Source organism: Lysobacter niastensis (assembly GCF_031457115.1).
Lineage (GTDB): Bacteria > Pseudomonadota > Gammaproteobacteria > Xanthomonadales > Xanthomonadaceae > Lysobacter_J > Lysobacter_J niastensis_A.
Map to the genome: position 1 here is coordinate 1,429,962 of NZ_JAVDVY010000001.1, position 22,863 is coordinate 1,452,824.

The window sequence follows — 22,863 nt, forward strand, 5'->3', positions numbered from 1 at the left end:
CAAATGCACGATTACCCAGCAGTCATCCACCAGCGCTGTGCGACCCGCCCCAAGCCAATTCAGTGCTCGGACCAGGGCAGGTCGTCCTTGTACGAGCGGTCGATATTGGCCAGGTCGTTACTGAGTTCGCTCATCCAGGCCCGGTACCGGCTGCCCAGGACCTGTTCCTGGGGCGCCTCGTCGGTGGGTTGCGGGGCCGGTGGCGGATGCAGGTGCAGGTGGCGTTCGATCTGTTCCCAAAGATGCGTTTTCATGGGGAAGTTCCCCCGTTCAGCTTGGTTCCGGGCGGCCGGATCGGGTCGCCAAGACCAGTAGACCACCCGGGACGTTAACCGACGGTATTTCGGCGAGTGGGGATGGTTGCCGTAACCCGCTGAAAGCCCTACAATTCCGCTTCTGTCCGCCCTCGATGGCGCGGCAGGCGACCAAAATAACTACAGAGGAATCTGGTCATGTACGCAGTTGTAGTCACCGGCGGTAAGCAGTACCGCGTAATGCAGGGCGAAACCCTGCGCGTCGAGTTGCTCGATGCCGAAGTCGGCAGCGAGATCAAGCTCGACAACGTTCTGATGCTGGGCGGCAGCGATGGCGTGAAGGTCGGCGATGCCCTGAAGGGTGCCACCGTCTCCGCCAAGATCGTCGGCCACGGCCGCGCCGACAAGGTGCGCATCGTGAAGTTCCGCCGCCGCAAGCACCATCGCAAGCAGATGGGCCACCGCCAGCATTACACCGAAATCGAAATCACCGGCATCGCCGGGTAATTAGGAGAGAGCAGCCATGGCACACAAAAAGGGCGTAGGTTCCACCCGTAACGGCCGCGACTCCAACCCGAAGTACCTCGGCGTGAAGATGTACGGCGGCCAGGCCATTGAGGCCGGCAACATCATCGTCCGTCAGCGCGGCACCCAGTTCCACCCGGGCGCCGGCGTCGGTCTCGGCCGCGACCACACGCTTTTTGCGCTGGTCGACGGCAAGGTCGAGTTCTCGACCAAGGGCCCGAAGAAGCGTCGCACCGTCAGCGTCGTCGCCGAGTAACTCGCGACAGGCTGCAGCGAGGGGCCCCGCTTCGGCGGGGCTTTTCGTTTGTGGTTCCGCTCGTCGTCATTCCACCCGCGAAAGCGGGATAGCTTCAACCCGGCGTCAGCCGGGGATCGTGCGGCCTCCCTGCGAGCGGGGCCGCGGCGTTTCGCCTTCGCGGCGATGACGGCAAAGCGATAAGCTCGCTCCGCTTCCCCAGCTGAATTCCCATGAAACTCGTCGACGAAGCCGAAATCCAAGTCATCGCAGGCAACGGCGGCAACGGCTGCGTCGGATTTCGCCGCGAGAAATTCATTCCGCTGGGTGGCCCCGATGGCGGCGATGGCGGCGACGGTGGCAGCGTCTGGCTGGTCGCCGACGAAAACCTCAACACGCTGGTCGATTTCCGCCACCAGAAGCAGTTCCGCGCCAAGCGTGGCGAGAACGGCATGGGTCGGCAGATGTACGGCAAGGGCGGCGACGACCTGGTCATTACCGTTCCGGTCGGCACCGTGGTCACCAACGTCGAGACCGACGAGGTGATAGGCGACCTGACCCGCCATGGCGATCGCCTGCTGGTCGCCAAGGGCGGCAAGGGCGGCCTGGGCAACATGCATTTCAAGAGTTCGATCAACCGCTCGCCGCGCAAGGCGCTGCCGGGCCTGCCCGGTGAGGAGCGCGAGCTCAGGATGGAGCTGAAGCTGCTGGCCGACGTCGGCCTGCTCGGCTTCCCCAACGCCGGCAAGAGCACGCTGATCCGTGCCGTGTCGGCAGCCACGCCGAAGGTGGCCGACTATCCGTTCACCACGCTGTACCCGAACCTCGGCGTGGTCAGCGTCGAGCCCCACCGCAGCTTCGTCATCGCCGACATTCCGGGCCTGATCGAAGGCGCGGCCGAGGGTGCGGGCCTGGGCACGCAGTTCCTCAAGCATCTCCAGCGCACGCGCCTGCTGCTGCACCTGGTGGACATCGCGCCGATGGAGGGCGGTGTCGAGGGCGTCAGCCCGGCCGACCAGGTCCGTGCGATCGAGCGTGAACTGGAAAAACACGACCCCGAACTGCTGGACAAGCCGCGCTGGCTGGTGCTGAACAAGGCCGACCTGTTGCTCGAAGAAGAGCAGCAGGCCGCGGCCAAGGCCGTCATCGACGAACTGGGCTGGAAGGATCGCTGGTATCTGGTGTCGGCGATCGGGCGCGAGGGCACTTGGCCGATCATGCTCGACGTAATGGCGTTCTTCGACCGTCAGCGCGAAGCCGCGCTCGATGCAGCGCGTTCGGCGGGCGAACATGCGCCCTGAGCGCGTCGCGCGCGCAACAAAAAACCCGGCGGTCGCCGGGTTTTTGTTTACCGCTACCGCGCGACGCGCCTTGTGGCGCGCCGCCGGCGTGGCATCAGGCCGCGAGGGCCTTGATGCGGGCGGTCAGGCGGCTCTTGTGGCGAGCGGCCTTGTTCTTGTGGATGAGACCACGCGAGCTGAAGCGATCGAGGATCGGCTGAGCGACTGCGAACGCGGCCTGGGCACCGGCGGCGTCGTTCTCGCCCAGGGCCTTGAGCACCTTCTTCACAGCGGTACGCAGCATCGAACGCTGGCTGGCGTTGCGGGCATTGCGGACGACGGTCTGCTTGGCGCGCTTTTTGGCGGACTTGATGTTTGCCACGGCAAATTCCTGGAAACTGGTAAGAGAAAGATGGGATTGCGGAAAATCAGACCGGAAAGTATGGGGGATTCAGTGGGTTGCGTCAACCGTTGTTACCGAGGGGTTTGGGCGTGACCGCACCGAAGATGATCAGGGGGCTGCTGTCGTTCAGCAGCATGACGATGGTGTCGCGCGTCCTGGGCCTGATCCGGGATATCGCCATCAACCAGGCCTTCGGCGCCAACGCCGGCACCGATGCCTTCTGGGTGGCGTTCCGCATTCCCAACTTCATGCGCCGGCTGTTTGCGGAAGGCTCGTTTTCGACGGCGTTCGTGCCGGTCTTCACGGAGATCAAGGAGACCCGGACGCACTCCGACCTCAAGGAACTGGTGTCGCGGGTATCGGGCACGCTGGGCGGGGTGCTGCTGATCCTGACGGCGCTGGGACTGATCTTCACCCCGCAGATCGCCCAGTTGTTCAACCTGGGCGCGCACCATGATCCGGCCAAGTTCGAGCTTACCGTCGAGCTGCTGCGGCTGACGTTCCCGTTCATCCTGTTCGTGTCGCTGACCGCGCTGTCCGGCGGCGCCCTCAACAGCTTCCACCGCTTCGGGTTGCCGGCCTTCACGCCGGTCATTCTTAACCTGAGCATGATCGCCGGCGCGCTGTGGCTGGCGCCGAAGCTGGAGGTGCCGATCCTGGCGCTGGGCTGGGCGGTGTTGTTCGGAGGCATCGCGCAGTTGCTGTTCCAGTTGCCGGCGCTGGCCAAGCTCGATCTGCTGGCGGTGCCCAAGTGGGGCTGGCGCCATCCCGACGTGCGCAAGGTGGTCAAGCTGATGGTGCCGACGCTGTTCGGCTCGTCGGTCGCGCAGATCAACCTGCTGCTGGATACCGTGATCGCGGCGCTGCTCTACACCGGCTCACAGACCTGGCTGTCGCAGGCCGACCGCTTCCTGGAATTGCCGCTGGGCGTGTTCGGCATCGCGTTGGGCACGGTGATCCTGCCGACGCTGTCTCGCCATCACGTCAATACCGATCACGCCGGCTTTTCCAAGGCGTTGGACTGGGGGCTGCGCACCACCCTGCTGATCGCCGTGCCGGCCATGATTGGCCTGATGCTGCTTTCCCAGCCGCTGGTGGCGACGCTGTTCCAGCACGGCAAGTTCACCGCTTTCGACACGCGCATGGCGGCGATGTCGGTGTTCGGCCTGAGTTTCGGCCTGCCGGCCTTCGCGTTGGTCAAGATCGTGCTGCCGGCGTTCTACGCCCGGCAGGACACGCGCACTCCGGTACGTGCGGGCGTGGCGTCGCTGATCGCCAACATGGTTCTCAACGGCCTGTTCCTGATGGTGCTCTACTTCGTGTGGACGACACCGCAGGCGCGCAGCGAGGGCGTGATGGCGGCACTCGCGCAGACCCCGGGCCTGCATGTGGCGCTCGGGCTGGCCAGCGCCGCCGCCAGCTACATCAACCTGGCGATGCTGTGGCACTGGCTGCGCAAGGCTGGCGTTTACGACCGGCAGCCGGGTTGGGCGCGTTACCTGCTGCGCCTGGGCACGGCCTGCGCGGCGATGGCCTTCGCGCTGCTGGCCGCGTTGTACTGGACGCCGGATTTCACCGCCATCGGGAAATGGGAGCGCATCGGTTACCTGGCGGCGCTCGTGGGCGGCGGCGCCGCGGTTTACCTGCTGGCGCTGCTGGCGATGGGATTCCGCCCCCGCGATCTGCGCGAGCACTGAACAGCCCGGTGACGTATCCCTTTGATCCCTTTATGAATCGGCATCGCGGCTATACTTCAGGGCAATGAGCAGGCTTTTTCGTGACGTCGAGGGCGGGCCCCGGTGCCCGCACGGCAGTGTGGTCTGCATCGGCGCTTTCGACGGCCTGCATCTCGGGCATCAGGCGTTGGTGCGCCACACGGTCGCGCGCGCACGCACGATCGGTTTGCCGGCGGTAGTGCTGAGTTTCGAGCCGTTGCCGCGCGAGTTCTTCGCGCAGGCGGCACCGCCGCCGCGTCTGCTGCTGCCGCATGCCAAGGCCGAGCAGTTGTTCTCGCTGGGCGCGGAGCAGGTCGGCCTGCTGCGTTTCGATCGGCGTCTGAGCAGCCTGACCGCCGAGCAGTTCGTCGCCACGGTGCTGGTCGGGCGCCTGTCCGCGAGCGAAGTCTGGGTGGGCCCGGAGTTCCGGTTCGGCAAAGGGCGGGCGGGCGACATCGCGCTGCTTCAGCGCATGGGCGATATGCACGGCTTCGTGGCCGGCGAGATCGAACCGGTGATGCTGGAAGGCGAACGCGTGTCGAGCACCCGCATCCGCGAGGCGCTGGTGTCGGGCGATTTCGCGACCGCGGCGCGTTTCCTCGGTCGGCCGTACGCGATCGATGGGCATGTCGTTCCGGGCAAGCAACTCGGCCGGACGCTCGGCTTTCCCACCGCCAACCTGCGCTTCGCCGGCAAGGCTCCGGCGCTGTCGGGCATCTACGCCACCCGGGTGCACGGCGTCGCCGATCATCCATGGCCATCGGTGTCGAGCCTGGGCACGCGGCCGACCGTGGCCGGCGTGGAGCCGTTGCTCGAAGCACATCTGTTCGACTTCGACGAGGAGCTGTATGGCCGACGCATCGAAGTCGAGTTCGTCGCCAAGTTGCGCGATGAAGTGAAATTCGCGGATCTGCCGTCGCTGACCGCGCAGATGCACCACGACGCCGAGCAGGCGCGTGCCATCCTCCTGAAACATCAACACGGTTCGACAACGAGCCATCGCGTGAGCGCCCGCTGTGACCAGTAACGATTCCAACCAGTACAAGTCCACCCTGCATCTTCCCGCGACGGACTTCCCGATGCGCGGCGACCTGCCCAAGCGCGAACCGGAAACGCTCGCGCGTTGGGAAAGCGAGGGGCTGTACCAGCGCATTCGCGAGAAAACAGGCAAGCGCGAGCGCAGCTTCGTGCTGCACGACGGTCCGCCGTATGCCAACGGCTCGATCCATCTCGGCCACGCGGTCAACAAGGTGCTCAAGGACGCAGTGGTCAAATCCAAGCTGTTGGCTGGATTCGATGCGCCCTACGTGCCGGGTTGGGACTGTCACGGCCTGCCGATCGAACACCAGGTCGAGAAGGCGCACGGCAAGGTCGGCGACAAGCTCGATGCGGCGCAGTTCCGCCAGAAGTGCCGCGAGTACGCCGCCGAGCAGATCGACCTGCAGCGCCGTGACTTCAAGCGCCTGGGCGTGCTCGGCGACTGGGAGAACCCATACCGCACGATGGATTTCCGCTACGAGGCGGACATCATGCGTTCGCTGGCGAAGATCGTCGAACGTGGCCATCTGGTGCGCGGCGCCAAGCCGGTGCACTGGTGCTTCGACTGCGGTTCGGCCCTGGCCGAAGCCGAGATCGAATACGCCGACAAGCAGTCGTGGGCCATCGACGTCGCCTACGACGCGAAGCGCCCGAGCGCGCTGGCCGCATTGTTCGGCGTGACCGTGGGGGACGACGTGCGCGTGGCCATGCCCATCTGGACGACCACACCGTGGACCCTGCCGGCGAGCCTGGCCGTGTCGGTCGGCCCCGAACTCGATTACGTGCTCGTCGAAGGACCGCGTGCGGCCGATGGCGGCCGCCGCCTGCTGGTGCTGGCCGAGGCGCTGGTCGGCAAGGCGTTGGCGCGCTATGGCGTGGAGGACGTGACTGTGCTCGGTCGCGCACTGGGCAACGACCTTGAAGGACTGTTGCTACAGCATCCGTTCTACGCCGAGCGCGAATTGCCGGTGCTGGTCGGTGACCATGTCTCCGCCGAGGATGGCACCGGCGTGGTCCACACCGCGCCGGGTCACGGCCAGGAAGACTATGCCGTCGCGTTGAAGTACGCGCTCATCGATCGCTACACCGCCGCGCAGATCAACCCCGTCGATGCACGTGGCGTGTACCTGCCGTCGACGCCGCCTGCCGACGGCCTGACCCTCGCCGGTCTGCACATCTGGAAGGCCAACGAGCCGATCGTCGATGTCATCCACGCAAGCGGACACCTGCTTGCGTCGCACAAGCTCACCCACAGCTATCCGCATTGCTGGCGCCACAAAACGCCGGTCGCGTTCCGCGCAACGCCGCAGTGGTTCATCTCGATGGAGCAGGCCGGCTTGCGTCGCGATGCGCTCGCCGAGATCGGCAAGGTCGCCTGGATTCCGGAGTGGGGCGAGGCGCGCATCTACAACATGATCGAAGGCCGCCCGGACTGGACGATCTCGCGCCAGCGCTTCTGGGGCGTGCCGATCGCGCTGTTCTTCCATCGCGAGACCGGCGAGCCGCATCCGCGCTCGGCCGAGATCATGCGCCAGGTCGCCGAGAAGGTGGAATGGGAAGGCACCGACGCCTGGTACGCGATGACTGCCGAAGAACTGCTGGGCGATGAGGCCGCCAGCTACGAGAAGGTCACCGACATCCTCGACGTCTGGTTCGATTCCGGCGTCAGCCACGAGTGCGTGCTCGGCCAGCGCCCGCAGGACGGCTTGCACAAGCCCGCCGACCTTTACCTGGAAGGCTCGGACCAGCATCGCGGCTGGTTCCACAGTTCGCTGCTGACCGGCGTGGCCATGGACGGCGTGGCGCCGTACCGCCAGGTGCTGACGCACGGCTTCACCGTCGATGCGCAGGGCAAGAAGATGTCCAAGTCGCTGCAGAACACGCTGGCGCCGCAGAAGGTCATCGATGCGATGGGCGCGGACGTGCTGCGCCTGTGGATCACCTCGACCGACTACCGCAACGAGATGTCCGTCTCCGACGACATCCTCAAGCGCAATGGCGACGTCTACCGCCGCATGCGCAACACCGCGCGCTTCCTGCTGGCCAATCTCCACGGGTTCGATCCGGCGTTGCACCTGCGCCCGCTGGAGGACATGGTCGCGCTGGACCGCTGGATTGTGCACCGCGCCGCGTTGCTGCAGGACCGCATCGCTTCGGCCTACGAGCGCTACGACTTCGCCGAGATCGTGCAGATGCTGTCGAACTTCTGCAGCGTCGATCTGGGTTCGCTGTACCTGGATGTCACCAAGGACCGTCTGTACACGATGCAGGAGGACTCGCGCGGACGCCGTTCGGCGCAGAGCGCGATGTACCGCATCGCCGAGGCGTTCGTGCGCTGGATCGCGCCGATCCTGAGCTTCACCGCCGACGAGATGTGGCGCCACCTGCCAGCCAATAGCGGTACCGGCAAGCGCGAGGACAATGTGCTGTTCACCACCTGGTACGACGGCCTGGCCGTGCTGCCAGAGGACGCGCCGCTGTCGGCCGAGGATTTCGACCGTCTTCTGGTGCTGCGCGAGGAGATCAGCAAGACACTGGAGCCGATGCGCGCCGCCGGAGAGATCGGTGCCGCACTGGAAGCGGAGATCAGCCTGCGTTGCGGCGTTGCCGACCAGAACTGGCTGGCCCCGCTGGCCGAGGAGCTGCGCTTCCTGTTCATCAGCGGCGACGTCGAGGTCATTGCCGACGATGCCGCCAAGGACATCGCCGTGCTCGCCACGCCCTCCACCAAGACCAAGTGTGTGCGTTGCTGGCATTACCGTGCCGATGTCGGCAGCGATCCCGCGCATCCGGAGCTGTGCGGACGTTGCGTGACCAATGTCGCCGGTGCGGGCGAAAACAGGGAGTGGTTCTGATGACGCCAGTGCGTCCCAACGCGTTGTCTTGGCTGGTGCTGTCGGTCGTGGTCATCATGCTCGACCAGGTGACCAAGCTGTGGGTGCTCAGTTCACTGCCCGAACACACCGCCGTGCCGGTCATCGAGGGCGTCTGGAACTGGTACCGCACCTACAACACCGGCGCGGCATTCAGCTTCCTCAGCGATGCCGGCGGCTGGCAGAAGTATTTCTTCGTCGTCCTGGCGCTGGCGATCAGCGCACTGCTGGGCTACTGGCTCTCGCGCACGTCGCGCCGCGACTGGAAGAATGCGTTGCCGTACTCGCTGGTCATCGGCGGGGCGCTGGGCAACGTGATCGACCGGTTGCTGCACGGCCACGTGGTCGACTTCATCCAGTGGTACTGGCGCGACCATTACTGGCCGGCCTTCAACATCGCCGATTCGGCGATCGTCGCCGGGGCCATCGGCATCGCGCTGTTCGGCCTGTTCGGCAAGGACGCCCGGACCGGCAGGTAAGGGTTGGGGCCGGAGAAGGGAGAGTACAATTCACTTCCCCGCCCAAAGGCCCGGTCGACGTACTGGACTGTCGAATCTATGGATGTATTGCTCGCCAATCCCCGCGGTTTCTGCGCCGGTGTCGACCGCGCCATCGAGATCGTCAAACGCGCCATCGAGACGCTGGGCGCGCCGATCTACGTGCGCCACGAGGTGGTGCACAACCGCTTCGTGGTCGACGACCTGAAGCATCGCGGCGCGATCTTCGTCGAGGAACTGCACGAGGTGCCCGACGGCGCCACCGTGATCTTCAGCGCGCATGGCGTGTCCAAGGCCGTTCGCGAGGAGGCCCAGCATCGCGGGCTGAAGGTGTTCGACGCCACCTGTCCGCTGGTGACCAAGGTCCACTTGGAGGTGGCCCGCCAGTGCCGTGCCGGCCGCGACATGGTCCTGGTCGGCCATGAAGGCCATCCCGAGGTCGAGGGCACGATGGGCCAATGGAGTCGCGAAGCGGGCCTGGGACGCATTTATCTGGTCGAGGACATCGACGATGTCGCCGAGCTGGTCGTCGACCAGCCCGACAACCTGGCCTACACCACCCAGACCACGTTGTCGGTCGACGACACCCGGGTCGTGATCGAGGCGCTGAAGGCCAAGTTCCCGGCGATCCAGGGACCCAAGAACGACGACATCTGCTACGCCACCCAGAACCGCCAGGATGCCGTGCGCGAACTGGCTTCCCGCTGCGACCTGGTGCTGGTGGTGGGCTCGATCAACAGCTCCAACTCCAATCGCCTGCGCGAGCTGGCCGAGCGCGAGGGCGTGGCGGCCTACCTGATCGATGGGGCGGTCGAGATCGACCCGGATTGGGTGCGCGGACGCCAGCGGATCGGCGTGACCGCCGGTGCCTCGGCGCCCGACGTGCTGGTGCGAGGCGTGATCGAGCGCCTGCGCGAGTTGGGCGCGCAGCACGTCACCGAGCTCGACGGAGAGCCGGAGGACATGGTCTTCGCGCTGCCCAAGGAGCTGAGGCTGCAGTTGGTCAATTGACCGGAACGCCGCGCAGCGCCTAGAATTCGCGGCTCACGGAACGTTCCGTAGGTCCGGCCGACCAAGCCGGAACCCAAGAGATTCGCCGGAATAGCTCAGTTGGTAGAGCGGCGCATTCGTAATGCGTAGGTCGTAGGTTCGATTCCTATTTCCGGCACCATAAAAATCAAGGGCTTGCAGCGCAAATTCGGCCTGCAGGCCCTTTTTATTTGGTGCTGCGTAACGACACGATTGTCGATGCTGCCGGCGGAGTTGCCGGCCTTCGTGCGCGCGGACATTAACGGCTGAGATTGTGTTACGTGCGCCCGCATCGGTAGCCTATTGCACGATGTCTATCCTTCTTCGTCTCCGCTTGCCGCAGGCCCTGCACGTTGTCGTGCTGGGGCTGTTGGTGCTGGGCATGGTGATGAAGCCGGTTCTGGCGTCAGCCTGCGAGATCAGTGACGCCCAGCAGTTGCTGGCGACGCAGTATCAGCCGGCCGTGGCGCAGGTGCCGCACTCCGGGACTGAAAACTGTTGCCCTGCGCAGAACTGCAACGAATGTTGCGCGCACACCGTCGCGATGACGCCACCGCTGAAGGTGTTAGCGACATTCCAGACGGCCACAAGGCTGTCGCCCGGGCCTTCGCTGAAGTTCGAACCGACGGCCTACCCGGTGGGCTTCCGACCTCCGATCGTGATGTGACGTTGTCCGCCGGCTTGCCGGCCGATCCCGTTGTCTCACCGGAGAAACTCCAATGTGGTTGCGTCTGGTGGCCATGGCCACCTTGGCGCTTGCGCCGTGTGCCTCTGCACTCGGGCAGGCGCGTGAACGACTGACTCTCGATGCCGCGTTTGCGCGGGTCGATCAATCCCATCCCGAGCTGCGCCTGCTCAGCGTGCGCCGTGATGTCCTTGTCGCCGGGTTGGACCGGGCAAGCCTGCGGCCGCCTGTCGTCGCGGGGGCCGAACTCGAGAATGCCTTTGGCAGTGGCGATGCCAGCGGCCTGGAAAGCGTCGAGCTCACCCTGACGCTCGCGTCGGTGCTTGAGCGCGGCGGCAAATTCGATGCACGACGTGCCCTGGCGCAAAACCGCATCGACGCGCTGGCGGTCGAGCGCGAGGCGCAGCGGCTGGATCTGCTTGCCGAGGTGGCCCGACGCTATCTCGCCATGGTGGCGGCGCAGGAGCAGGGCGACATTGCCCGGTTGGATATCCGCCAGCGTCAGCGCACGGTCCAGGCTGCGAGGCATCGCCTGCAGGCCGGCGCGTCGCCCGAATCGGTGTTGCTCACCGCGCAGGCGGCGCTGGCGCGGGCTGAGCTGGACCTCGCCAGGTCTTTGCAGCGCGCGGTCGCGGCCCGCCAGCACCTGGCGGCGCTGTGGGGGGAGCGGGACCCCCAGTTCGAAATCGTGGCGGCCGATCCGCTCTCGCTCCCGCGCCTGGAGAATTTCGCTGCCCTGAGCGACCTGCTCGATCGCACTCCGGAGCTGGCCCGGTTCGCCGATGAGCGTCGCATCCGCGAAGCGCGCCTGCAGCTGGCACGCAGTGAAGCCGCGCCCGACCTGGGCTGGCAAGTCGGTGTTCGCCGATTCCAGGCGACGGACGACGTCGCGCTGGTCGGCAGCCTGTCGATGCCGATAGGCAGTCGTCGCCGCGCCGAACCGGACATTCGCGAGGCCGAAGCCGAGGTCGTATCGCTGGAAATCGAGCGCGAAGCCAAGGGCCTGTCGCTGTATTCGACCCTCGCCGAGACCCACGGCCGCTATCTGTCGGCTCAGTTGGAGGTCCAGCGGCTGGAAGCCGATGTGATCCCAAAGCTGTCCCGCGCCGAGGCCGCCGCAGAGCGCGCCTATCGCGCAGGGGCCATCAGCTACCTCGAATGGGCGCAACTGCAATCCGAAGGCACCGCCGCCCGCAAGCAACAACTCGACGCCGCGCTGGACGCACAGCGCGCCCTCATCGAAATACAGCGCCTGACCGGAGAACCGTTCGTGACCGATCCGGTGCAGCGCGAGCAGGGAGAAACACCATGAACTGGAAGCGTTGCACCGTGACGGTGCTATTGATCGCGTTGCTGTCGGCCTGCGGCGATCGTTCGCAGGGGGACGGCGCGGCCGACGGCGACAACACGCATGATGCCGATGCCGGGGACGGCAGTACGCATGTGGAAAGCCAGGAGCATGCGCAGGCACCTGAGCAAACCAGAATTGTCGCGCAAACGGCGCAGGCCGCCGGCATTCGGGTTGCGATCGCGGGTCCCGGAGTGATCGCCGACGAGCACGAGGTGCAAGGGCTTCTGACGCCGGTGGAAGGGCGCGCCGCCAAGGTCATGGCGCGCTTCCCGGGGCCGATCCGCGCGTTGCACGCCAATGTGGGTGACCGGGTACGCGCCGGCCAGCCATTGGCGATCATCGAAAGCAACCTCAGTCTGTCCGACTACGCCGTCCCGGCGCCACTTTCCGGCGTCATCCTTGCGCGCAATGCAACGGTTGGCGCGGTGGCCGACGAGGCCATGCCCCTGTTCGAGGTCGCCGACCTGTCCGAGCTGTGGGTCGATCTGCACATCTTCGGCAGTGACGCCCAGCACATCGCCGCGGGTGTTCCCGTGGCGGTGACGCGAATGAGCGACGGCGTGACCGCGGAAACCACGCTGGAGCGTGTGCTGCCCAGCACCGCGACCGCCAGCCAGAGCACCGTCGCACGCGCCACGATCAGGAACCTCGACGGCCTCTGGCGTCCTGGTTCGGCGGTCAAGGCGCGTGTCACCGTCGATCGACAGTCGGTTGAACTGGTAGTGCCCCTGACCGCGCTGCAGACCGCGGACGGGGAGGACGTGGTGTACGTGCGGCGGGGCGACGTCTATTTCACGCGCCCGGTGAAAGTCGGGCGCCGTGATGCTGCACGCGCCGAGATTCTGTCTGGTCTGAAGGCCGGGGAACAGGTCGTGGTCGAGCAGAGTTTCCTCATCAAGGCGGACATCGAGAAATCGTCCGCCGAGCACGAGCACTGAGGGACCGCCATGCTCGACAAGATCATCCGATTCTCGATTGCACATCGATGGCTGATGCTTCTGCTCACCCTGGCATTGGTCGGGCTGGGTGCGTGGAGCTTCACCAGGCTGCCGATCGACGCCACACCGGACATCACCAACGTCCAGGTGCAGATCAACACCGAAACACCGGGCTATTCGCCTTTGGAGGCCGAGCAGCGCGTCACCTTCCCGATCGAGACGGCACTGTCGGGCCTTCCGAACCTGGACTACACCCGCTCGCTGTCGCGCTACGGGTTGTCGCAGGTCACCGTCGTATTCCAGGACGGTACGGACATCTACTTCGCGCGACAGCAGGTGTCCGAGCGCCTGCAGCAGGCGAAGTCGCAGCTGCCGGGTGGCCTCGAACCGGAAATGGGACCCATCGCCACCGGCATGGGCGAGATCTTCATGTACACGGTCGAAGCCGACGCCAAAGCGCGCAAGAGCGACGGCACGGCCTACACGTCGACCGATCTGCGCACGCTCCAGGACTGGGTCATCAGGCCGCAACTGCGCATCACGCCCGGCGTGACCGAGGTCAACACGATCGGCGGCTTCGAGCGTCAGATCCACATCACGCCTGATCCGGCCAAGCTGGTCGCCCTGGGCTTCACCCTGCACGACGTCGTGGGCGCCATTGCGGCCAACAACAAGAATGTGGGCGCGGGGTATATCGAACGCAACGGACAACAGTTCCTGGTGCGAGTGCCTGGACAGGTGTCCGATCTCGATGGCATCCGCGACATCGTGCTCGATCGGCGCGAGGGCGTACCGATCCGTGTACGCGACGTCGCCGTGGTGGGGGAGGGGGAGGAGCTGCGAACCGGTGCCGCGACGCAGAACGGACGCGAAGTGGTGATCGGCACCGTCGTGATGCTGGTCGGCGCCAACAGTCGTGTTGTGTCGCAGGCCGCCGGCGCCAGGCTGGAGGCGGCGAACGCGAGCCTGCCAGAAGGAGTCAGGGCCGAAGCGGTCTATGACCGGACTGCGCTGGTCGATCGCACCATCAAGACCGTGGCCAGGAACCTCATCGAGGGCGCGCTATTGGTGGTCGTGGTGCTGTTCCTGCTGCTCGGAAACGTCCGGGCTTCGCTGGTGACTGCGGCCGTCATTCCGTTGGCGATGCTGTTCACCATCGTCGGCATGGTGCGAGGCGGCGTGTCGGGCAACCTCATGAGCCTGGGTGCGCTCGACTTTGGCCTGATCGTCGACGGCGCAGTGATCATCATCGAAAATTGCCTGCGCCGCTTCGGTGAGATGCAGCACCAGCTCGGGCGCGCGTTGACCGATGAGGAACGCTTCGACCTGACCGCGTCTGCCACGACCGAAGTCATCCGCCCCAGCCTGTTCGGCGTCGGCATCATCACCGCCGTATACCTGCCGATATTTGCGCTGAGCGGGATCGAAGGGAAGCTTTTCCATCCCATGGCGATCACGGTGGTGTTGGCATTGACGGGAGCGATGATGCTCTCCCTTACCTTCGTGCCCGCAGCCGTCGCGACATTCCTCGGCGGGCGCGTCGAGGAGAAGGAGAACCGGATACTGGCATCGGCCAGGAGACGCTATCGGCCGCTGCTGGAGTGGTCGCTGCGTCGACGGATGCCGGTGATCGCGGGCGCCGCGGTGCTGGCAGTCCTGTGCGGTTTGGTGGCCCCGCGGCTGGGTACCGAGTTCGTCCCCAACCTGGACGAGGGCGACATCGTCGTCCAGCCCATACGCATTCCCGGCACGAGCCTGAGCCAGGCCGTTGGCATGCAGGAAATCCTCGAAGCCAGGCTCGGAAGGTTCCCCGAGGTCGAGCGCGTTTTCTCGAAGCTGGGTACGGCCGAGGTCGCCAGCGATCCGATGCCTCCGAATGTCAGCGACACGTTTGTCATGCTCAAGCCGCGCGATCGTTGGCCCGACCCGCGCAAGTCCAAGGACACGCTGCTCAAGGAGGTCGAGTCGGCGATAGCGGAGATTCCGGGAAACAACTACGAGATCACCCAGCCGATCCAGATGCGGACGAACGAGCTGATCTCGGGAGTGCGCTCCGATGTCGCGGTGAAGATCTATGGCGACGATCTCGACCAGCTCGTAAGGCTGGCTGCCCGGGTGCAACGGGTGGTCGCGACTGTTCCGGGCGCTGCCGACGTCAAGACGGAGCAGGCGACCGGTCTGCCGCTACTGACCGTGTTGCCCGATCGCCAGGCACTGGCGCGCTACGGTCTCAATCCTGGCGACGTGCAGGACACGGTAGCGACGGCGGTGGGAGGAGAAGTGGCCGGCCAGCTGTTCGAGGGCGACCGACGCTTTGACATGGTGGTGCGACTGCCTGAAGGCCAGCGCCAGGACCCGGCGGCACTGCATGACCTGCCGATTCCGCTGGGCCGGGGCGGCCAGGCCGATGAGTCGGACCGCGAAGCCAGTTGGCAGGCGGGCACGCCGCGCACGGTCCCACTGCGCGAGGTAGCGAAGATCGAATCGAAGCTGGGGCCCAACCAGATCAACCGCGAGAACGGCAAGCGCCGGGTGGTGGTCAGCGCCAACGTGCGTGATCGCGACCTGGGCAGCTTCGTGACCGACCTGCAACGGCGCGTTGGCTCGCAGGTGACGGTACCGACGGGCTATTGGATCGAGTACGGCGGCACGTTCGAACAGCTGATCTCCGCCAGTCGACGCCTGGCCATCGTGGTGCCCGTGACGCTGGTGATCATTTTCGGATTGCTGTTCATGGCGTTCGGGTCGGCCAGGGATGCGGCGATCGTTTTCAGCGGCGTGCCGCTGGCATTGACCGGGGGCGTGATCGCGCTGGCCCTGCGCGGCATCCCGCTGTCGATCTCGGCGGGAGTGGGCTTCATTGCCTTGTCGGGCGTGGCGGTGCTCAACGGTCTGGTGATGATCGCCTTCATCCGCAAGCTGCGGGAGCACGGTGCCCAACTCGACGATGCGATCATCGACGGCGCGCTCGGTCGCCTGCGACCGGTGCTGATGACCGCGCTGGTCGCCTCGCTGGGTTTCGTGCCGATGGCACTCAACGTCGGTGCCGGATCTGAGGTCCAGCGTCCCCTGGCGACTGTGGTGATCGGTGGCGTGATCTCCTCGACGCTGCTCACGCTGGTGGTCCTGCCGGCGCTGTACCGATGGCTTCACCGTAGCTCCGCGGCGCCAGCTCCGGGCTGACCACTGGGCGTCCCTGGACGGTAGCGAGGTTCGTAATGCGCAGGTCGCAGGTTCGACTCCTGTTTCCTTCACCATGGGACCCCGACGGCAACCAACCGCCGTCCAATAATCCGAAGGCCTTGCGCCAGCCGACTAAAAGCCCCGCCAAAGCGGGGCTTTTAGTTTGTTATGTGCGGTGCGCCCCGCTATCTGCCGCGTCCTGAACCGTTTCATACAGCTGCAATGACACATTCACCGTTTCTTAGCCAAAGCCTCGCCACCATGGCGCCTGTTTTGAGTGGATCGACAGGGTGTTGGCCATGCGGATGGATGTTTTCGTAGTGGGCAAGGATGACGGTTATGTGGTCGCCCCCAGTGGCGCGGCCTTGCCGGACGAGGAGATGTCGGCGCTGGGTGAGCTGCGTTTTGGCTGGATCATTGACAGCGATGCCGCGATGCCCCGGCTGGACTGGCAGGGCATCGCCAAGGACATCGACGCGCGCGGGTACAGCATCGTCCCACAAGGGGATGTCGCCGGCCTGCTCGGCGCCCCCGAGCATGAGTTGAGCGCGCTCTACCCGGAATTCCACCGGCGTTTCGCGGCTTAGCGCGGCGGCGAGCCGCTGGGTCTCGCGTGGCGAGACGCCGCACCGGTACAGTGCAGGCACGTCCCTGTCGTGCCTGCCTTACATGACCAAGCCTGCGATCAAGTCCGCCAGCAAAGCCCGCACCGCCTACGTCTGCTCCGAGTGCGGCGCCGACCACAACAAATGGCAGGGCCAGTGCGGCGAGTGCGGGGTCTGGAACACGCTGGGCGAATTCGTAGTCGAACCCGCCGGCAAGTCGGCCGGCGGCGTCGCCGCCAGCCGGCGCAGCAGCTGGGCCGGGAAGGCCGATGCGCCCGCGGTCACCGCCCTGAGGGACGTGAGTCACTCGGAAGAGGCGCGGGTCGGCACCGGCATCGGGGAGTTCGACCGCGTGCTGGGCGGCGGGCTCGTGCACGGTTCGGTGGTGCTGGTCGGTGGCGACCCGGGCATCGGCAAGTCGACGTTGCTGCTGCAGGCCATCAGCAAGATGGCGCAGACGCTGCCCGGACTGTACGTGACCGGCGAGGAATCGCTGGCCCAGGTCGCCGGCCGCGCCGCGCGCCTGGGCGTTCCGGTCGATGGCGTGCACGCACTGGCCGAGACCGGTGTCGAACGCATCCTCGAGCACGCGGTGAAGATGCGTCCGGGCCTGATCGTGGCCGACTCGGTGCAGACCCTGTGGACCGAGGAGCTCAGTGCCGCGCCGGGTTCGGTCAGCCAGGTGCGCGAGAGCGCCGCCCGGCTGGTCCGCTACGCCAAGGAAACCGGCACCGCGGTGTTCCTGGTCGGGCACGTCACCAAGGAAGGTGGCATCGCCGGTCCGCGCGTGCTCGAACACATGGTCGATGCGGTGCTGTACTTCGAAGGCGAGAGCGGCAGCCGCTTTCGCGTACTGCGCGCGTTCAAGAATCGCTTCGGTGCCGTCAATGAGCTGGGTGTGTTCGCGATGGGCGAGAAAGGCCTGCGCGAGGTTCCCAATCCTTCGGCCATCTTCCTGTCCGGCAGCGAGCGCCCGCAGCCGGGCAGCTGCGTGATGGTCACGCGCGAAGGCACGCGGCCGCTGCTGGTCGAAGTGCAGGCGCTGGTTGATGCCTCGCCGCTGTCCAACCCGCGCCGTGTCGCGGTGGGCATGGAAGGCAACCGCCTGGCGATGCTGCTGGCAGTGCTGCACCGACATGGCGGCATCGGAGTCGGCGACCAGGACGTGTTCGTCAACGTGGTCGGCGGCATCCGCGTGCAGGAAACCGCCGCGGACCTGCCTGTGCTGCTGGCGGTGCTGTCGTCGTTGCGCGACCGGCCGCTGGAGGATCGCACCGTGGCCTTCGGCGAGGTCGGTTTGTCGGGCGAGATCCGGCCGGTGCCCAATGGCGAGGAGCGGCTGAAGGAAGCTGCTACGCATGGCTTCAAGCGCGCGATCGTGCCCAAGGCCAATGCGCCCAAGTCCGGGCGCGTTGGCGAGATGGAAGTGATCGGAGTGGAACGGCTCGCGGACGCGTTGCAAGTCGGAACTTGAAGCACCCTCGAGGGTGGTAGGTCAGTGGCCGCCCGCGGCCTCCGCGGCGCCACCGACCTTCGGCGTGAACGGCGGCTTGGCGAACCACACGAACACGATCACCGCGAGGAAGATCAGCCCCAGCAGGTGGAAGATCTCGTTGAAGCCGATCTGCGTGGCCTGGTTGGAGATCATCCGCTCCAGCATCGCCGCGCCCCGCTGCAAGTCGCCTCCTCCCAATCGCGCGATCATGCCGGTGGTGGCCGGGTCGTAGGCAGACAGCTTCTCGGTGATGTGCGCGTGGTGGACGGCGCCGCGCTCGGTCCATGCGTAGGTCGTCAGCGATGCGGCGAAGCTGCCGCCCAGCGTGCGCATGAAGGTGGCCAGACCCGAGCCGGCGGCGATCTCGTGCGGTTGCAGGTCCGACAGCAGGATCTGCAGCACCGGCATGAAGAACAGCGCCACACCGAAGCCCTGGAACAACTGCACCAGCGCGATATGGTGGAAGTCGACGTCGAGGTTGAAGCCCGAACGCGCGAAGCTGGTCATCGACATCGCGATGAAGGCGATCGTCGCCAGCCAGCGCAGGTCGAACTTGTGCGCGTAGCGCCCCACGAATGGCGTCAGGATCACCGGCAGGATGCCGATCGGCGCGGTGGCGAAGCCAGCCCAGATCGGAGTGAATCCAAGGTTGCGCTGCAACCACAGCGGCACCAGGATGCCGACGCTGAAGAAGGCGGCATAAGCCACCACCATCGCCGCCGTGCCGGCGCTGAAGTTGCGGTGGCGGAACAGGCGCAGGTTGACGATGGGGTCCTTGTCGGTGAGTTCCCAGATCACGAACACCACCAGCGAGATCGCCGAGACGATGGCCAGCCACACGATGAGCTGCGAGCGGAACCAGTCCTCGTCGTTGCCCAGGTCGAGCAGGATCTGCAACGCACCGACACCGATCACCAGTGTGATCAGGCCGACGTAGTCCATCTTCGGCTTTTCCAGCCGCTCGGGGCGTCCACGCAACTGGCTGCCGACCACCGCGCTGGCGAACAGGCCGATGGGCACGTTGATGAAGAAGATCCATTCCCAACTGTAGTTGTCGGTGATCCAGCCACCGAGGATCGGGCCTGCAATCGGCGCGACGACGGTCACCATCGCCAGCAGTGCGATGGCCTGCCCGCGTTTGTGTGCTGGATATATCGAGATCAGCAGGGCCTGCGTGATCGGGTACATCGGCCCGGCGACGAAACCCTGCAGCGCACGCGCCGCGACCAGCAGACCCATGCTGCTGGCCAGGCCGCACAGCAGTGACGCGATGACGAACAGGAACGTCGCCCACACGAACAGTTTGCGCTCGCCGAAGTGACGCGTCAGCCAGCCCGTGAGGGGCAGGGCGATCGCGTTGCTCACCGCGAACGAAGTGATGACCCATGTCGCCTGGTTGGCGCTACCGCCGAGATTGCCGGAGATCGTCGGCAGCGAAACATTGGCGATCGTCAGGTCCAGCACCTGCATGAACGACGCCAGCGCCAGGCCGAGCGTTGTAAGCGCGATGTTGGGTGGACGGAATCCTGCCTGCGGCGCCGGCGTGGCCGGCGTCGCGTTGGCTGTAGTGGCCGACATCGAAAGAGACCCTGTGATTGATCAGCTACGACTGATCAGCTATGACGGCCGTCGGCCATGTTGCTGCGAATGACGTTCTGGATCAGCGCGTCCGCATCGGCCAACTGCTTGGCGTAGGCATCGGTCGTCAACACGGGCTTGCCGGCGGGGGCATCCGCAAGCACCGCGCCGTTCTGATCCCGGATGCCGACGTCCACGCTCATGCTCAGGCCCAGGCGCAGCGGGTGGCTGGCTAGTTCCTGCGAATCGAGTTCGATGCGCACCGGCACGCGCTGCACGATCTTGATCCAGTTGCCGCTGGCGTTCTGTGCCGGCAACAGCGCAAAGGCACTGCCGGTGCCCAGGCCAAGACTGTTGAGCTTGCCCTGGTAGGTGACGTCCTTGCCGTACAGGTCGGCATGCAGTTCGACCGGTTGGCCGATGCGCATCTTGGCCAGTTGCGTTTCCTTGAAGTTGGCTTCAACCCAGACTTCGTTGAGCGGCACTACCGTCATCAGCGTCGTGCCCGGCTGCACGCGCTGGCCGAGCTGCACGGCGCGCTTGGCGACGTAGCCGGTCACGGGCGCGACGATCGCCGAGCGCTGCAGGTTCAGATAAGCCTGGCGCACCTGCGCGGCCGCGGCCTGGACCTGCGGCTGGTTGCCGACCTGGGTGGCGTCGACGAGCGCGCGATTGCGGGCGAGATTGCCGCTGGACGAGCGCAAGCCGGCTTCGAGCACGGCCAGTTCGTTGCGTGCATGGGCCAGTTCTTCGGCCGACACCGCGCCGTCACTGACCAGGCCTTCGCGACGCTTGAGGTCGGCGCGTGCGCGTTCGACGCTGGCCTGGCGCGCGGCGAGATCGGCCTGGCCGGAATCGACCGCGCTGTACAGGCCGCGCACCTGGCGCACGGTGTTGGCGAGGTTGGCGACGGCCTGTTCGTAGGCAACCTTGGCGTCGTTCGGGTCCAGTTGCACCAGCACCTGTCCGGCCGTCACCTTCATGCCGTCGTCGGCGCCGATGCTGACGACCGTGCCGATGGTCTGCGGCGTGATGCTGACGACGTTGCCCTGGACGTAGGCATCGTCGGTGTCCTCGTGCCAGCGTGCGACCAGCAGATACCAGGCCACCCAGGCCAGGCCCGCGATCACGACCACCGTCGCCAGGATCATCAGCGCCTTCTTGCGCTTGCCGTTGCTCTGCGCCGCGACGGCGCCGTTGGGATTCATTTCGGTGGTCATGGCGTGGGGGCCTTGGCGAGATCGTTGGAGTCGTTCGAATCGTTGTTCAAATCGGGAGCAGCCAGGACCAGACCGCCGCCGAGGGCGCGATCGAGGTCGATGGATGCGGCCACGCGTTGCGCGCGCAGCACGGTGAGCTGCTTGTCGAGGTCGAGCAGCGGGCGCTGCGCGGCAAGCACGTCGAGTTGCGTGCCAAGGCCAGCGCGATAGCGCTTGGAGGCGATGTCCCAGGCCTGCTGCGCGGCATCGCGTGCACGCGTGGCCGAGACGATCTGCGCATCGAAGGAGCGTGCCGACTGCACGGCGTCGGTCACTTCGCGCACGGCGCCCACCAGCGTCTGGTTGTACTGGGCGACGGCGAGGTCGTACTCGGCATCGCTGCGGGCGAGCTGGTTGCGCAGGCGTCCGCCGTCGAAGATCGGCAGGCTCAATGCCGGGCCACCCGCCATCAGCAGCGCATCGCTACTGAACAGGTCGCCGACGTTGTCCGCCGCCAGACCGACGATCGCGGTGAGGTTGAGCGTCGGATAGAACGCGGCCTTGCTTGCCTTGATGCCGTGTCGGGCCGACTCCACGCGCCAGCGCGCGGCGACGACGTCGGGGCGGTGGCCCAGCAGTTCGCTCGACAGCATCGACGGCACCTTCGGCGAGGCGGCCTTCAGCAAGGTCGGGCGGGCGATGTCGCGGCCGCGATCGGGTCCCTTGCCGAGCAACGCGGCGAGCGCGTTCTGCGTGATCTCGACTTCGTGTTCGCTGGCCTGGATCTGCTGCTCGGCGCTCGCCAGCGCGCTTTCGGCCTGGCGGATCTGCAACTGGTTGTCGAGGCCTGCGGCCACGCGCTGGCGACCGAGTTGCAGCAGCTTGTCGGCGCGCTCGTGGTCGGCGACGGCGACGTCGCGCGCGGAGAACGCCTGCGCCAGCATCACGTAGGCGCGGGCGATGTTCGACGACAGCGTCAGGCGCGCGGCCTGTGCGTCGACTTCCGCGGCCCGGGCCTGGCCCACGGCGGCCTGCCAGCGGGCGCGTTCGCCGCCCCACAGGTCGAAGGTGTAGTTGAAGCCCAGCCCCAGCACGCCCACGCCCAGGTAGCTGCCGCCGAGCGGCTCCGGCGCGATGGTCTCCGGCAACTGCACGCCCGAATATTGCGCGGTGCCGGTCAGGGTCGGTTTGCGTGCGGCATCGACCAGGCCGGCCTGGGCGACGGCCTGGCGCACGCGCGCGTCGGCGGCGTCCAGGCTCGGCGTGCCTGCCAGCGCTTCGGCGATCAGCGCATCGAGCTGCGCATCGCCCAGCGATGTCCACCAGTCCTGGGTGGGGAATGCGGCATCGGACGCTGCCGCGCCGGACAGGCTGCGCTGCGTCTGCAGCGAGTCGGCATCGAGCAGGCGTCCTTCGGGCGCCAGGCCGCGCGAGCTTGCGCAGCCGGCGAGGATCAGCGCCACGGTCAATGCGGTCAACACGGGCTTCAGCCCGCTGGGCGGGCGAGGGGGGAGGAAGGCCATGGGTCAGGAACCGGTAAAGGAAAGGTTGTCTCGCACCTGCTCGATCAGGCGCGTGAGCTGGTTGCGCTCGTCTTGGCTCATGCCGGTCATCGCGCGCTCGAGCACGCGCTGGCCGCACTGGTTGACGTCCTGCCACATCGACAGGCCGGCATCGGTGAGATGGATGTTCAGGGCGCGGCGGTCGGCGGGGTCGGCGACGCGGGCGATGATGCCCTTGGCCTCGAGCTTGTCGAGCAGGCGGGTCATCGCGCCCGGATTGAGCTCGGCGAAGCGCGCCAGGTCGGTCACGCCGGCCGGGCCGCTGGAAAGCATCTTCAGGGTGACGTACTGGCTGAAGGTCAGCTCATGTCCGGCAGCCGCCAGTTCGTACTCCAGGCGCGCCCACATGGCATCGCGGGCCTGGCGGAACAGAAGGCCCAGGCTGGAGCCGCTGCACGAGGAGAGGGGCGCATTCATC

Annotated in this window: 20 protein-coding genes and 1 tRNA gene; 15 read left to right on the forward strand and 6 right to left on the reverse strand. The window is 66.3% G+C overall.

Translation table 11 applies throughout. The features are described 5' to 3' along the window. Positions 1–59: 59 nt before the first annotated feature. Positions 60–254, reverse strand: coding sequence for a hypothetical protein (locus J2X06_RS06550; protein ID WP_310059863.1), 195 nt, complete (start codon positions 252–254; stop codon positions 60–62). 198 nt (positions 255–452) lie between these two features. Here J2X06_RS06550 and rplU point away from each other — a divergent pair, with 198 nt between their 5' ends. From rplU to cgtA, 3 genes are all read left to right on the forward strand, one after another. Further along, the gene (gene rplU / locus J2X06_RS06555; RefSeq protein WP_310059864.1) at positions 453–761 is read left to right on the forward strand and encodes a 50S ribosomal protein L21; all 309 of its coding nucleotides are present in this window, start codon (positions 453–455) and stop codon (positions 759–761) included. A gap of 16 nt (positions 762–777) precedes the next feature. After that, entirely contained in the window at positions 778–1,035 is a 258-nt protein-coding gene (gene rpmA / locus J2X06_RS06560; protein WP_158985443.1) for a 50S ribosomal protein L27, read from the forward strand. Between the two features lie 212 nt (positions 1,036–1,247). Further along, the gene (cgtA, locus tag J2X06_RS06565) at positions 1,248–2,315 is read left to right on the forward strand and encodes an Obg family GTPase CgtA (RefSeq protein WP_310059867.1); all 1,068 of its coding nucleotides are present in this window, start codon (positions 1,248–1,250) and stop codon (positions 2,313–2,315) included. A 94-nt stretch (positions 2,316–2,409) separates the two neighbouring features. Here the strand turns inward: cgtA and rpsT are convergent, their stop codons facing one another. Then, positions 2,410–2,676, reverse strand: a complete 267-nt coding sequence (gene rpsT / locus J2X06_RS06570) for a 30S ribosomal protein S20 (RefSeq protein WP_310059870.1) — start codon at positions 2,674–2,676, stop codon at positions 2,410–2,412. Between the two features lie 125 nt (positions 2,677–2,801). Between rpsT and murJ the strand changes: the two genes are divergently transcribed. From murJ to radA, 12 genes are all read left to right on the forward strand, one after another. Further along, positions 2,802–4,394, forward strand: a complete 1,593-nt coding sequence (murJ, locus tag J2X06_RS06575) for a murein biosynthesis integral membrane protein MurJ (RefSeq protein WP_310061298.1) — start codon at positions 2,802–2,804, stop codon at positions 4,392–4,394. Positions 4,395–4,458: 64 nt separating this feature from the next. Beyond that, complete coding sequence (locus J2X06_RS06580) at positions 4,459–5,439, forward strand: bifunctional riboflavin kinase/FAD synthetase (RefSeq protein WP_310059873.1); 981 nt, start codon at positions 4,459–4,461, stop codon at positions 5,437–5,439. Between the two features lie 52 nt (positions 5,440–5,491). Next, complete coding sequence (gene ileS / locus J2X06_RS06585; RefSeq protein ID WP_310061302.1) at positions 5,492–8,305, forward strand: isoleucine--tRNA ligase; 2,814 nt, start codon at positions 5,492–5,494, stop codon at positions 8,303–8,305. After that, complete coding sequence (gene lspA / locus J2X06_RS06590; RefSeq protein WP_310059876.1) at positions 8,305–8,802, forward strand: signal peptidase II; 498 nt, start codon at positions 8,305–8,307, stop codon at positions 8,800–8,802. The genes ileS and lspA overlap by 1 nt, the downstream gene beginning before the upstream one ends. Positions 8,803–8,880: 78 nt before the next feature. Next, positions 8,881–9,831 (forward strand): 4-hydroxy-3-methylbut-2-enyl diphosphate reductase, encoded by a 951-nt coding sequence (gene ispH / locus J2X06_RS06595; RefSeq protein WP_310059878.1) that lies wholly within the window; start codon positions 8,881–8,883, stop codon positions 9,829–9,831. Between the two features lie 84 nt (positions 9,832–9,915). Beyond that, a tRNA-Thr gene (locus J2X06_RS06600) sits at positions 9,916–9,991 on the forward strand. Positions 9,992–10,183: 192 nt separating this feature from the next. After that, the gene (locus J2X06_RS06605) at positions 10,184–10,516 is read left to right on the forward strand and encodes a hypothetical protein (RefSeq protein WP_310059882.1); all 333 of its coding nucleotides are present in this window, start codon (positions 10,184–10,186) and stop codon (positions 10,514–10,516) included. Positions 10,517–10,568: 52 nt separating this feature from the next. Beyond that, on the forward strand, positions 10,569–11,846 hold the full coding sequence (locus J2X06_RS06610) for a TolC family protein (RefSeq protein ID WP_310059885.1): 1,278 nt from the start codon (positions 10,569–10,571) through the stop codon (positions 11,844–11,846). Then, positions 11,843–12,823, forward strand: a complete 981-nt coding sequence (locus tag J2X06_RS06615; RefSeq protein ID WP_310059889.1) for an efflux RND transporter periplasmic adaptor subunit — start codon at positions 11,843–11,845, stop codon at positions 12,821–12,823. The genes J2X06_RS06610 and J2X06_RS06615 overlap by 4 nt, the downstream gene beginning before the upstream one ends. Before the next feature lie 9 nt (positions 12,824–12,832). Continuing rightward, entirely contained in the window at positions 12,833–16,006 is a 3,174-nt protein-coding gene (locus tag J2X06_RS06620) for an efflux RND transporter permease subunit (RefSeq protein ID WP_310059892.1), read from the forward strand. A gap of 305 nt (positions 16,007–16,311) precedes the next feature. Next, entirely contained in the window at positions 16,312–16,593 is a 282-nt protein-coding gene (locus J2X06_RS06625) for a hypothetical protein (RefSeq protein ID WP_310059894.1), read from the forward strand. Between the two features lie 82 nt (positions 16,594–16,675). Next, entirely contained in the window at positions 16,676–18,085 is a 1,410-nt protein-coding gene (gene radA / locus J2X06_RS06630; RefSeq protein WP_310059898.1) for a DNA repair protein RadA, read from the forward strand. A 21-nt stretch (positions 18,086–18,106) separates the two neighbouring features. Here radA and J2X06_RS06635 read toward each other — a convergent pair whose 3' ends face one another. Genes J2X06_RS06635 through J2X06_RS06650 form a run of 4 tightly spaced genes read right to left on the reverse strand, consistent with a single transcriptional unit; the run spans position 18,107 to position 22,862 of the window. Next, positions 18,107–19,684, reverse strand: a complete 1,578-nt coding sequence (locus tag J2X06_RS06635; protein ID WP_310059901.1) for a DHA2 family efflux MFS transporter permease subunit — start codon at positions 19,682–19,684, stop codon at positions 18,107–18,109. 35 nt (positions 19,685–19,719) lie between these two features. Beyond that, positions 19,720–20,904, reverse strand: a complete 1,185-nt coding sequence (locus J2X06_RS06640) for an HlyD family efflux transporter periplasmic adaptor subunit (protein ID WP_310059904.1) — start codon at positions 20,902–20,904, stop codon at positions 19,720–19,722. Beyond that, positions 20,901–22,406, reverse strand: coding sequence for an efflux transporter outer membrane subunit (locus J2X06_RS06645; RefSeq protein ID WP_430539513.1), 1,506 nt, complete (start codon positions 22,404–22,406; stop codon positions 20,901–20,903). The genes J2X06_RS06640 and J2X06_RS06645 overlap by 4 nt, the downstream gene beginning before the upstream one ends. A 3-nt stretch (positions 22,407–22,409) precedes the next feature. After that, positions 22,410–22,862 (reverse strand): MarR family winged helix-turn-helix transcriptional regulator, encoded by a 453-nt coding sequence (locus tag J2X06_RS06650; protein WP_310059907.1) that lies wholly within the window; start codon positions 22,860–22,862, stop codon positions 22,410–22,412. Position 22,863 lies beyond the last annotated feature (1 nt).